Origin of the sequence: Sphingobacterium rhinopitheci (genome assembly GCF_022627575.1) — a bacterium.
Taxonomy (GTDB): Bacteria; Bacteroidota; Bacteroidia; order Sphingobacteriales; family Sphingobacteriaceae; genus Sphingobacterium; species Sphingobacterium rhinopitheci.
Map to the genome: position 1 here is coordinate 333,183 of NZ_JADEYQ010000001.1, position 12,060 is coordinate 345,242.

Here is a 12,060-nt window from a genome sequence, read left to right on the forward strand (position 1 = left end):
ACGAATAATTTAGATTATCTGTGCTTAATATTTAAACATTTATATATGAAAACAATTAAATTTTTATTAATCACAGGAACTATATTATTTGGACCTTTAAATTTAGTTCATGCACAGCAAAAAACTGAAGGGGAAGTTATCCATGTCCAAAAACTGACTTTAGACAAAAAGAAAAAGCAAGTTTATCAAGGAAGAGACTCAGTACTTACCCTTTATATTGATACACTTGTCATGAAAGATAAGTCCACGTTACAATTTTTTGGTAAAAAAGATGTCAATCTAATTGTTAAACATGCTGATATTGCTAATGATGTAGCATTTTTAGGGCAAGGCATTAAAAATAATGGTACGAACTTTAATATCGATATTGATTTTGACAAATTAGGATCACTATATATAGTAGCACGTGGTCAAAATGCTAATAATGGTTCTAAAACGTTTCCTAATGGTGATGCTGGAAATGTAACATTAGTCTATGAAAGTGATGGATTTACGCCACAAACAACGAACAAAAAAGGTAAACATTATATTAAAATTGATAATACAGAAGGCGGTTTGAATGTAACACCAACATCTGAAATAAGTAATATTTATTCCCGTATAGCATTATCTGCTCCTGGCCTAAGAGGATTACCACAAGGACAGATTTATTCCGGATCACCAGGTAAGAAAGGTGAAGTAGTTGTAAAAGCTAAAGAGTAGTATTCCAAACAATGTCCTAAGTATCAACTTAGGACATTGCTTTTAGGAACATATGACTATAGTAGAATATCTTTCACTTTAGTACACTTTTTATAAAACCATTAATATTAAAACTATTATTACTTTAAACAGCAACTAATTACCTATTTTTGCCGGTCTAAGATATCATTTATATGCTTGACAAGATTATTAAAAGATTTATTACCTCCGCTATATCCATATATATATTACGCTGTTTGATAGGATTTTGTATTGGATATGCGATGTTTTTAAAATTTCCAGAATACGAATTATTTTGGACATTACTCTCCATTATCTTAGTAATATCACCCGAAGAAAAAGACTCTCGCAAATTATCTATTGAACGTTTCAAATCCAATCTAATAGGTTCTTTGGTAGCATTAGCATGTATACAGACGATAGGTTCCAGTTTCTATTCTATTATTGCCGGTATTATTCTGACTATCATTGTGTGTCGTAGTTTTAAGGTCATGAATATGGCCCGCGTAGCTTTAGTAGCCTTATTGATTATTATGGTACAACCACACCATTCCTCTATAATTGAGGCACCTATATTCCGCTTTGTCTCCGTTAGTACAGGCTGTTTTATAGGCTTATTGATTGTGGTATTTACTTCAATGATGATACGGCCATTAAAAAGAAAATACGGGATACCTTATTAAGGTATCCCGCATTTATAATTTCTATTATAAGTTATTTTCTATTGCTTTCACCTCTTCGCCAAACAAATCTATAGGTCCATCTAACAATACGGCTATTACCGTTTGATACTTGTCCAATCTTTCTTTGGGCACATCGATATATACTATTCCTGGAGTATCACTCCAATATAATTTATTAAATAGTTGGTGACTGATCATTGACCCCTCCCCGACGATTCGAATACGTGCTATTTTATTCTTCAATCCTTTTAGTGCAATTGGGCCCGTAGGCTGCCCATCGACAAAAAGATATAATGTCTGTCTATCCGGTGACAAAACAGATTTTCCAGCATAATGATTAAAATCAACTCCTGCTTGAACATCATGTAATGCTTCAGCATGTTTGGTTATCCATTCTTTTAGATTTGGTTGTGCCGCAGCTAACATCCCAGTAATTTGACTACCATCCTCATAGATCATACCTTTTAATATATTATCCCCGGCAGCATTTGCTGCTACAATATAATCTATAGACTTATTCGTATTAGCACTTGCAAAAACTTCCTGTAATGCTGGAGCTTTTATCGACTCTTCTAACTTAAATACTGGATAACTATCAAAATCAATCGCTAGCACAGAAACTGCAGGATCAAAATCTATATTTGTCAATTTAATAGTTAATTGCGAACCATCATCTTTAGGAATAGCTTTATCTTTACTACTTAAGAAACGGATAGCTTTGGGCTTTGTTTTCAAACCATTTATCTGAACATGATCCTTCACAACATCCAAATAAATGAAAATTGTCTTTCCATCTTTCGAAAAAGCCGTTTTCTCCGCTATATACTTAGCCTCTACTCCAGCTCGAGTACCATAAATAGCTTCCTTGTATTTACGCGTCCATCGTCCCAATTCTTCCAAAATAGTAACCTGCTCCACAGGTATAGTACCATCCTCTTTGGGGCCAATATCGAGTAATAAATTCCCACCCATAGCGATACAATCTACCAATGTCCGTACTATCATATTGGGCGTTTTATAGTTATTATCAAAATGTTGATATCCCCAAGAGTCATTCATCGTATAGCACAATTCCCAGTAGCGATCTTGTGGACGTTTCACGGGAATCCCCTGCTCTGGCGTAGCATAATCACCATGATTATTCAATCGAGAATTAATGATAATATTGGGGTTATACTTACGGAGCAATGCCAAAGACTCTTGTGCCTTCCACTCCTGGGAGCTATGTTCCCAATCCCCATCAAACCAAAGAAGATCGGGTTTAAATTGTTGGGACAACTCCTCCAATTGCCCTTGATAATAATCAACGAACTTTCCCCATCGCTTAGTATCTTGAGCAATATCATAACGCTTTTGTGTACGTGTAATAATATCATAATACGGATGACTCCAGTCGGGCAAAGAAAAATATAGCCCCGTCTTCAAACCAGTGTCTTTAACTGCCGCTATAAATGGTGTCAATACATCCTGTTTTACTTTTGCATCTCTACGAGTTGTCAATGCTTGCTCTTGCTGACTATCCCATAGTGAGATACCATCGTGATGCTTGCTTGTTATGACAGTATATTTAGCGCCTGAATTCTTGATGAGGGAGGCCCAATACTTAGGGTTATAATTCTCAGCAGAAAAACCATCCAATTGTTTTAAATATTTAGGATGATTTATATAATTATTAAAAAAAGCCCAAGATTCTGAAATTCCATTTACAGAATAAATGCCCCAGTGAATAAATATACCCAATTTGGCATCGTCAAACCATTCCATTTTAGTATCGACTGATGTATTTTGGGCATAGGCATTAATGGAGCTGCATAATACCATAATAGGCGCTATAAATTTCTTTAACATAATGAAGGTCACAAAAAAGATTAGGATTAAAAATAAAGGTAATGGGTACGAATAACAAATTTTAAATCCTCTTTTATATTTAATACTGTATTTTTGTGACAATGATTGAGCTTTACACAGACGGTGCATCAAGTGGTAATCCTGGCCCAGGTGGCTATGGAACTATTTTAAGAACAATTTATACAGGTAGCAATCCAGATTACCATGGTAAATTAATAGAAAAAGAATTTTTAGGGGGCTATAGAAGAACCACCAATAACCGAATGGAGTTAATGGCTGTAATCATAGGTCTTGAAGCATTAAAAAATACAAAACAGCAGGTAACTATCTACTCCGATTCTAAATATGTAATAGATGCTATTGATAAGCGATGGGTTTACGGTTGGATGCAAAAAGGTTTTGCTGGAAAAAAAAATAAAGACCTTTGGCTCAGATTAATGCAATCCTACAAATTACATGATGTAAAGTTGGTGTGGGTAAAAGGACATAATGGTCACCCATTGAATGAGCGCTGTGATCAACTTGCGGTAGCAGCTTCCAAAGCTAAAGATTCGTGGCAAATTGACTCTGTATTTGAAATGGAAGAGCAAAAAGGCACTAATTAAATACGATGATAAAGCAATCGTTTACGCCTATCCTACCATTAAATCCTAAAATTTTAATTTTAGGATCTTTACCCGGCGATATATCTATTGCACAGCATCAATATTATGGTCATCCCAATAATCGTTTTTGGAAAATATTATTCCATATATACCAAGAGGAATTCACAAGCGACTATCGCTCAAAAATAGACTTTTTGCATAGACATCATATAGCCCTTTGGGATGTCTGTGCTACCGCACATCGTCCAGGATCAATGGATATTCATATTTCTGAAGTGATCCCCAATCCAATCCCTACTTTGTTGGCGAAAAATCCTACGATACATTCCATCTATTTTAATGGTCAAAAAGCACAACAACTATACGATAAAAACTTTAAGCCTATCAATACGATCCATTATCAAATGCTCCCCAGTAGTAGCCCAGCTAACGCACAATTCTCATTTCAAAAACTAGTAGAATTATGGGAGATCATCCTAAAATAAGCCCTTCGACCAACTACACTACCGTTTATTTAAAAAAGCCAAAAGAATTATTTATAAAAATTATTTTGCGCTCAAAAATAATCACTCAGGAAAACAAAAAACTTTCGCTATAATCATATCCTTTGATTATTTTTGTGGCAAGATGTCAGATTTAAAATACAATCAAAGAGGTGTATCCGCTGGGAAAGAGGACGTACACAATGCAATCAAAAACATTGATAAAGGTTTATATCCTCAAGCTTTTTGCAAAATCATCCCTGATATACTAGGGGCAGATGAAAAGTGGTGTAATATCATGCATGCTGATGGTGCTGGTACAAAATCTTCACTAGCCTATGTTTATTGGAAAGAGACAGGTGATGCTTCGGTATGGAGAGGAATAGCACAAGATGCAATTATCATGAACTTAGATGATTTATTGTGTGTAGGTGCGATAGATAACATCTTATTGTCTTCGACAATTGGAAGAAATAAAAATAATATCCCGGGTGAAGTAATCGCTGAGATAATAAACGGTACCGAAGAGATACTAGCTGAGTTGCGTGAATTGGGTATTGGTATCTATTCTACAGGAGGCGAAACTGCTGATGTAGGTGATATTGTACGTACTATTATTGTCGACAGTACAGTGACATGTAGAATGAAGCGTGAAGACGTCATTTCTAACCATAATATCAAAGCTGGAAATGTAATTGTAGGTCTTGCTTCTAATGGTCAAGCTACTTACGAAAAAGAATATAATGGCGGAATGGGATCCAATGGTCTTACTTCAGCTCGTCATGATGTTTTTAGTAAATATGTAGCCGAAAAATACCCGGAAAGTTTTGACCCAGCTGTACCTTATGATTTAATATTTGCCGGAGGCAAAGCTCTTACTGATATTATTACAGTAGAAACTGGAGAAGAAATTACAGCAGGTAAATTGGTCTTATCACCAACGCGTACTTATGCACCGGTTATAAAACAAATATTAGACAAGTACCGTTCTCAAATCGATGGTATGGTTCATTGTTCTGGTGGAGCACAAACAAAAGTATTACACTTTGTAGACAAGGTTCACATCATTAAAGACAACTTATTCCCAATTCCACCATTATTTGAATTAATACAAAAAGAATCAAATACGGATTGGAAAGAAATGTACAAAGTATTTAACATGGGCCACCGTATGGAAATCTATGTTTCGGAAGAAATTGCAGCAGATATAATCGCTATTTCTGAATCCTTTGGTATTCCGGCACAGATTGTTGGTCGTGTAGAAGAAAGTACAAGCAAAAAAGTAACTATAGAATCACCCAACGGTACATTCATTTACGAATAAAATAATATTTTAACAGAAAGAGATGCTTACTATCGGCCATATTGAACTTGTTGACTTACCCGAGTTAGGTTTATTCAATATAAAAGCAAAGACCGATACTGGAGCTGCTACTTCCGTTTTACACTGTGAGGATTTTCAAATTATCGAAAAAAAAGGCCATAAATTTATCAATTGCCATATCAGAGTAGATTTTGAGAAAGATGAAGTCCTCACATTTACCTTCCCCGTTTATAACGAGCGTATCGTAAAGAGTTCTTTTGGTCAAACAGAAACACGTCAGATATTTATTACCAAAATAAAAATGTTCGATCAATTATTTGATATTAAACTATCTTTACGAGATCGTTCATGTATGACTTACCCAATGTTACTGGGAAGAAATTTTATACATGGTAAATTTTTAGTCGACGTATCCAAACGAAATTTAGCTAAAAATAGCTTATAATAAAATCCTTTATATTTACAGATTGTTTGACAATTTAAACAGTATTTTTTGTGAAAATAGTAGTATTATCCACAAATAAACAGCTTTATTCTACACAAAGGCTTGTAGAATCGGCAACACAACGTGGTCATGAATGTATAGTCATGGACCATACCAAATGCTATGTTGGCATACAACAAGGTAAACCTAGTATTCATTATAAAGGTCAAGATATTACAGATATCGATGCTATTATTCCAAGAATCGGAGCATCTGTCACGTTTTATGGCTCAGCCATCGTACGTCAATTTGAGGTAATGAATGTGATCTCTGCCAATCCGAGTCAAGCAATCACGCGATCTCGCGACAAACTGCGCTGCATGCAGATACTATCTGGAGCAGGTTTGGGATTACCAATCACGGGCTTTGCACGTATGACATCTGATGTGGACGACCTGATCAATATGGTAGGTGGAGCACCATTAGTAATAAAATTATTAGAAGGAACGCAGGGTATTGGTGTTGTATTGGCAGAAACAAAAAAAGCAGCATCCTCAGTTATCGAAGCTTTCTACGGCTTGGGGAATAATATTTTGATCCAAGAATACATCAAAGAAGCCAAAGGAACAGATATCCGTGCTTTTGTAGTAGATGGTAAAGTAGTAGGTGCCATGAAACGTACCGCAAAAGAAGGTGAATTCAGATCTAATTTGCATCGTGGAGGTACAGCAGAAATCGTAAAGCTAACACGTCAACAAAAAGAAACAGCAATTGCTGCCGCTCGTGCTATGGGTTTAACGATAGCTGGCGTTGATATGTTACCATCTTCACGTGGTCCACTAATCTTAGAAGTTAATTCATCTCCTGGATTAGAAGGCATTGAAAAGGCTACTAATAAAGATATTGCAGTAGAAATAATAAAATATCTTGAGCATCAATATGAACAGAAACAAAGCCTCAAGCCTATTATAAAACGAAAAATCAAGAAGGAAAGTAAATTGTAATAATTACTCTTCTATTTCTTATAGATTGGAATTCTCCTTAACGATATTTCATCTCTTCACTAACACCTTTTCGGTTTATTGGAGAGATTCTTCCTTGTCCGTATATATTATCTGCTTAGACTTCAATGCATGGATTTTAACAAAGAATGCCAATAAAAGCGATAATTTTATCATCTCGCCCACAATAGAATTACGATTGATATATATATAACAATAAAAGCCTTTAAAACTGATAAATAATCAATCTTAAAGGCTTTTAATACCGTATAAAAGCTTAGTTATTTCATCAAGAAACCACCGCCAATTAAATCATTCCCTTCATAGAATACTGCGGATTGTCCAGGCGCTATTCCTTTCACAGCATGTGGAAAATCTACCTGCATAATATCTCCATTTTGTGTTAAAATAGATTGTGCACCTGCATCTTTGTAGCGAATCTTAGTAACAGCTTCCATCGGTTCATCCAAAGAAGCATATTTTACTAAATTGATATTACGTACGAATGCTTGTGAACGCTCTAATTCGTGCTCCTCACCTAACATCACAGAATTACTCTCTGGTAATATCTCTATCACAAACATTGGCTTACCTAAAGCTATACCTAGCCCTTTGCGCTGTCCAATCGTGAAATATGGATAGCCAATATGTTTCCCCACTACAGTACCATCAGATAGTATAAAATTACCTGGACCAATCTCTTGATCTAAGGTCGGTCTTTTATTTCTCAAGAAGTCACGATAATCATTATTAGGCACAAAACATATCTCATAAGACTCCGACTTATTCGCTATTTCGTGTTGCCCCATATCCAAAGCCATCTGTCTAATTTCTGTTTTACGGAAAGACCCTAATGGGAATTGTGTACGCGCCAAATTCTCTTGCGATACGCCCCACAGCACATATGATTGATCTTTATTCTCATCTAATCCTTTGGAGATTACATGACGACCGTTTTCATGTTTACGAATATTAGCATAGTGCCCTGTTGCAATAAACTCACAATCTAATTTGTCAGCACGCTTTATCAAGGCTTCCCACTTGATATGTGTATTACACAATACGCATGGATTAGGTGTACGACCAGCAATATATTCATCCACAAAATTGTCGATTACATAATCACCAAACTCGTTACGAATATCTAATATATAATGCGGAAAACCGTAGTTTACCGCCAATGTTCTAGCATCATTAATACTGTCTAAGCTACAACAGCCAGTTTCTTTGGATGAACCACCAGACGTTGCGTAATCCCAAGTTTTCATCGTTATACCGATTACTTCATACCCTTGCTCATGCAACATCACAGCAGCTACTGAACTATCCAATCCACCGCTCATCGCTACCAGTACTCTACCCTTTTTACTCATATCAAATTACAATAAAGTGCAAAGATACCCTAATTAAGATTATGATGTGTTTATTTATTGCAATTTTATTGTAGTCAAAATCAGCGCATTGCAAATTAACCCATTTTTTTTTCAATAAAAGTTTTAAAATTCAAAAAAAGAAGCTAGATTTGCATCGCAATACCCAATAAGGGGACAGCAAAAAAAGGTGCCATAGCTCAGTTGGTAGAGCAAAGGACTGAAAATCCTTGTGTCGCTGGTTCGAATCCAGCTGGCACCACCACAAAACTGAAAGTAACAGTTTCCAATCAAAAACTTAAAGGTGCCATAGCTCAGTTGGTAGAGCAAAGGACTGAAAATCCTTGTGTCGCTGGTTCGAATCCAGCTGGCACCACTAAAAAGCCTTCTCACACCGAGAAGGCTTTTTTTATGTTATTAATTTCTATAAAAAGGTCAGATGGATCATGCACAAAAGTTATGTTTAAGCAAAAATAATAGGTTAAAGCGTAATTTTTATGGGTAAATTGATTCCATTCAAACCCATAAAAAAATTATCACACTCACTAAAAGCACTTTAGTAGCATATCGCAAAAAACATTTTGTTTTCAATCAACATAGTTCTATATTTGTATCGTTGACAACGACAAATAATCAACATGGTGCCATAGCTCAGTTGGTAGAGCAAAGGACTGAAAATCCTTGTGTCGCTGGTTCGAATCCAGCTGGCACCACCAAAAAGCCTTCTCACACCGAGAAGGCTTTTTTTTATGTTATCAATTTCTATAGATATACATCATCAATTTATTAGTAAATTTAACTTATGGCTATTTTAACAGAGAAATTCAATACCATCCATGATACAGCTCCATTTTCTCAAATAAAAAATGAGGATTATCTCCCTGCTTTCGAAGAAGCTATTGCAAGCACTAAGACAGAGATAGATGCTATCGTAAATAATCCAGAATCTCCAACCTTCGCAAATACAATTGAAGCATTAGCCTATTCAGGCATGGCTTTAGATAGATTATCTAATATATTTTTCAATCTTCATTCAGCGGAAACCAATGATGAATTAGAGAAGATAGCGCAAGAAATAGCGCCAAAATTATCAGCTCTAGGAAATGATATCACGCTTAATTTTGACCTTTTCAAGCGTGTAAAAGAAGTATATGATGAAAAGGAAAACTTGAACTTGACGATCGAGCAAAATACATTACTCCTGAAGAATTACAAAGATTTTGTACGCAATGGTGCTTTGTTAAATAACAGCGAAAAAGAAGAGCTCCGTAAAGTTGACGAACAATTAGCTATTCTACAATTGAAATTTGGAGAAAACGTATTAGCGGAAACAAACGCATATCAACTACTGATAACCGACGAAAAAAATCTTGCAGGCCTTCCTGAAGGTACTATTGAAGCTGCTAAAGCATTAGCTATTTCAAATGAAAAGGAAGGCTGGTTATTTACTTTAGACTACCCTAGCTACATTCCATTTGTTACGTATGCAGATAATAGGGAATTACGTAAAGAGATAACTATAGCTGCAGGTAAAAAGGCTTTTCAAGACAACCAGTACAATAATGAGAAAATTGTCTTAGACATCGTTAAACTGCGTTACAAGCGTGCCAAATTATTAGGATATGCTACACATGCCAACTTTGTGTTAGAAGAGCGCATGGCACAAAGCCCACAGAAAGTAAATGATTTTTTGAAAGATTTACTGTTAAAAGCAAAACCTGCTGCTACAGAAGAATTTGATGAATTATCACTTTTTGCAAAACAGACAGATGGCATTGATAAATTAGAAAAATGGGATGGCGCATATTACGCAGAAAAATTGAAACAAGAGAAATTCAATTTAGATGATGAGCAATTAAAACCATACTTCAAACTAGAGAATGTATTACAAGGAGCATTTGAGGTAGCCAACAGATTATTTGGCTTACAATTTCATGAAATAAAGACCATCGATACATACCACGAAGAAGTACAAACTTTCGAAGTAAAAGATGATAATAATAATCTTGTTGCAGTCTTTTATGCTGATTTTTTCCCTAGAAAAGGAAAACGTAATGGGGCTTGGATGACTTCTTTTAAACCACAATATACACTCAATGAAAAACAAGAAAGGCCCCATGTATCTATAGTTTGTAATTTCACGCGTCCCACACCTTCTAAGCCTTCTTTATTAACTTTTCAAGAAGTAACAACCTTATTCCACGAATTTGGACATGCTTTACACGGGATATTAGCCAATACTACCTACCCTAGTCTCTCTGGTACTTCTGTCTATTGGGATTTTGTGGAACTACCTAGCCAAATCATGGAGAACTGGTGCTATGAAGAAGAAGCGCTAAAATTATTTGCTACACATTACGAAACTGGTGCTATAATTCCGATGGAATTAGTAGAAAAAATCAAAGAATCAGCCTCTTTCTTAGAGGGAATGAGTACAGTACGTCAACTGAGTTTTGGATTACTAGATATGGGATGGCACGGAAATGACCCTACTTCAATTCACGACTTGAAAGAATTTGAAATAACTAACTTTGCCGATACGAGTTTATATCCCGATGTAGCAGAAAATGCAATGAGTACTTCTTTTTCGCATATTTTCAATGGTGGTTACTCGGCTGGATATTATAGCTACAAATGGGCAGAAGTATTGGATGCTGATGCATTTGCGTACTTTCAAGAGCATGGAATATTCAATAAAGATATAGCAAATAGATTCAAAGATAATGTACTTTCTAAAGGAGGCACTGATCATCCTATGACATTATATAAAAAATTTAGAGGGCAAGAACCTCAAGTAGATGCGCTACTAAAACGCGCAGGACTATTAAAATAACTATTTATAGCAAGCCACAATTGAAACTCCTATAGGGACGTTTTATAGGAATGTAGAAATATTAAACATTTATAACACTAAAGTTATTGTAAACAAAAAGGTTCACTAATCATAGATTAGTGAACCTTTTATATAAATGTAAAGGTTACTATTTCTTAGCAACTAAAGTAACTTTGAAATTGATCTCTTTAGAGATTAAATCATCTTTTTTACCAGCGTAGCTAACGCCCCAATCTTCACGTAAGATATTGAAATCTGCAGTAGCTTTTACTGAAAACTGAGAGATTTCTTCTACTTTAGCATCAAAAGTAATATTTTTTGTAATGCCTTTGATTGTTAAGTTACCAGAGATAACAACATCATTTGCTGTAGCGCCAGCTTTTACTTCTGTGATAGCGAAAGTAGATTCTGGATTAGTTGATACTGCGAAAAAATCATCAGCTTTTAAATGTCCATCTAATTTTTCTTTATACTCACCTGTAAGGTCTGTAGAAGAAATAGTATTCATATCTAAAGTAAAATCACCCGCTGCAATAGCATTATCAGCAATAGTAATAGTACCCGATTTAATAGAAATTGTACCTGTATGAGCACCTGACACTTTTGTACCTGTCCATACTACAGTAGACGCTGCAGTATCTACTGCTAATGCTTCACCTACTGCTGTTACACTTGCTGTTTCAACTGAATCTTTAGTTTCAGCTTTTTTACCTTCTGGATTACCAGCACAAGATGCTAAAACTATAGCAGCCACAGCTGAGAATAATACTAACTTTTTCATTTTATTA

The 12,060-nt window shown here is 35.4% G+C and carries 11 protein-coding genes and 3 tRNA genes; 11 read left to right on the plus strand and 3 right to left on the minus strand.

Going from position 1 to position 12,060, the window contains the following annotated elements; translation table 11 throughout:
• Positions 1–45 precede the first annotated feature (45 nt).
• Together IP023_RS01510 and IP023_RS01515 are read left to right on the plus strand one after the other, a co-directional pair.
• Positions 46–702: a hypothetical protein gene (locus IP023_RS01510; RefSeq protein WP_241788481.1), complete on the plus strand. Its 657-nt coding sequence runs from the start codon at positions 46–48 to the stop codon at positions 700–702.
• Between the two features lie 173 nt (positions 703–875).
• Positions 876–1,385, plus strand: coding sequence for an FUSC family protein (locus IP023_RS01515; RefSeq protein ID WP_241788482.1), 510 nt, complete (start codon positions 876–878; stop codon positions 1,383–1,385).
• A gap of 24 nt (positions 1,386–1,409) precedes the next feature.
• Here the strand turns inward: IP023_RS01515 and IP023_RS01520 are convergent, their stop codons facing one another.
• The gene (locus tag IP023_RS01520) at positions 1,410–3,233 is read right to left on the minus strand and encodes an alpha-L-fucosidase (RefSeq protein WP_241788483.1); all 1,824 of its coding nucleotides are present in this window, start codon (positions 3,231–3,233) and stop codon (positions 1,410–1,412) included.
• A 101-nt stretch (positions 3,234–3,334) separates the two neighbouring features.
• Between IP023_RS01520 and rnhA the strand changes: the two genes are divergently transcribed.
• From rnhA to rimK, 5 genes are all read left to right on the plus strand, one after another.
• A complete protein-coding gene (gene rnhA / locus IP023_RS01525; protein ID WP_241788484.1) occupies positions 3,335–3,838 on the plus strand; it encodes a ribonuclease HI in 504 nt (167 codons plus the stop codon).
• Between the two features lie 5 nt (positions 3,839–3,843).
• A complete protein-coding gene (locus IP023_RS01530; protein ID WP_241788485.1) occupies positions 3,844–4,323 on the plus strand; it encodes a DNA-deoxyinosine glycosylase in 480 nt (159 codons plus the stop codon).
• 142 nt (positions 4,324–4,465) lie between these two features.
• Positions 4,466–5,644, plus strand: coding sequence for an AIR synthase related protein (locus tag IP023_RS01535; RefSeq protein ID WP_241788486.1), 1,179 nt, complete (start codon positions 4,466–4,468; stop codon positions 5,642–5,644).
• Between the two features lie 22 nt (positions 5,645–5,666).
• Positions 5,667–6,089 (plus strand): ATP-dependent zinc protease family protein, encoded by a 423-nt coding sequence (locus IP023_RS01540; protein WP_241788487.1) that lies wholly within the window; start codon positions 5,667–5,669, stop codon positions 6,087–6,089.
• 50 nt (positions 6,090–6,139) lie between these two features.
• Positions 6,140–7,072 (plus strand): 30S ribosomal protein S6--L-glutamate ligase, encoded by a 933-nt coding sequence (gene rimK / locus IP023_RS01545; protein WP_241788488.1) that lies wholly within the window; start codon positions 6,140–6,142, stop codon positions 7,070–7,072.
• Between the two features lie 278 nt (positions 7,073–7,350).
• Here the strand turns inward: rimK and mnmA are convergent, their stop codons facing one another.
• Complete coding sequence (mnmA, locus tag IP023_RS01550; protein ID WP_241788489.1) at positions 7,351–8,442, minus strand: tRNA 2-thiouridine(34) synthase MnmA; 1,092 nt, start codon at positions 8,440–8,442, stop codon at positions 7,351–7,353.
• A 186-nt stretch (positions 8,443–8,628) separates the two neighbouring features.
• Between mnmA and IP023_RS01555 the strand changes: the two genes are divergently transcribed.
• The 4 genes from IP023_RS01555 (at position 8,629) to IP023_RS01570 (ending at position 11,272) form a co-directional block, all read left to right on the plus strand.
• Positions 8,629–8,704, plus strand: a tRNA-Phe gene (locus tag IP023_RS01555).
• A gap of 38 nt (positions 8,705–8,742) precedes the next feature.
• Positions 8,743–8,815, plus strand: a tRNA-Phe gene (locus IP023_RS01560).
• Positions 8,816–9,079: 264 nt separating this feature from the next.
• Positions 9,080–9,155, plus strand: a tRNA-Phe gene (locus tag IP023_RS01565).
• Between the two features lie 86 nt (positions 9,156–9,241).
• Positions 9,242–11,272, plus strand: a complete 2,031-nt coding sequence (locus tag IP023_RS01570) for a M3 family metallopeptidase (RefSeq protein ID WP_241788490.1) — start codon at positions 9,242–9,244, stop codon at positions 11,270–11,272.
• 148 nt (positions 11,273–11,420) lie between these two features.
• Here the strand turns inward: IP023_RS01570 and IP023_RS01575 are convergent, their stop codons facing one another.
• Complete coding sequence (locus tag IP023_RS01575; protein WP_241788491.1) at positions 11,421–12,053, minus strand: YceI family protein; 633 nt, start codon at positions 12,051–12,053, stop codon at positions 11,421–11,423.
• Positions 12,054–12,060: the final 7 nt, after the last annotated feature.

Bases quoted from the DNA above. Each gene is read 5' to 3' on its own strand.
- IP023_RS01510 (WP_241788481.1), top strand. From the start codon at position 46: ATGAAAACAATTAAATTTTTATTAATCACAGGAACTATATTATTTGGA.
- IP023_RS01515 (WP_241788482.1), top strand. From the start codon at position 876: ATGCTTGACAAGATTATTAAAAGATTTATTACCTCCGCTATATCCATA.
- IP023_RS01520 (WP_241788483.1), bottom strand. From the start codon at position 3,233: ATGTTAAAGAAATTTATAGCGCCTATTATGGTATTATGCAGCTCCATT.
- rnhA (WP_241788484.1), top strand. From the start codon at position 3,335: ATGATTGAGCTTTACACAGACGGTGCATCAAGTGGTAATCCTGGCCCA.
- IP023_RS01530 (WP_241788485.1), top strand. From the start codon at position 3,844: ATGATAAAGCAATCGTTTACGCCTATCCTACCATTAAATCCTAAAATT.
- IP023_RS01535 (WP_241788486.1), top strand. From the start codon at position 4,466: ATGTCAGATTTAAAATACAATCAAAGAGGTGTATCCGCTGGGAAAGAG.
- IP023_RS01540 (WP_241788487.1), top strand. From the start codon at position 5,667: ATGCTTACTATCGGCCATATTGAACTTGTTGACTTACCCGAGTTAGGT.
- mnmA (WP_241788489.1), bottom strand. From the start codon at position 8,442: ATGAGTAAAAAGGGTAGAGTACTGGTAGCGATGAGCGGTGGATTGGAT.
- IP023_RS01570 (WP_241788490.1), top strand. From the start codon at position 9,242: ATGGCTATTTTAACAGAGAAATTCAATACCATCCATGATACAGCTCCA.
- IP023_RS01575 (WP_241788491.1), bottom strand. From the start codon at position 12,053: ATGAAAAAGTTAGTATTATTCTCAGCTGTGGCTGCTATAGTTTTAGCA.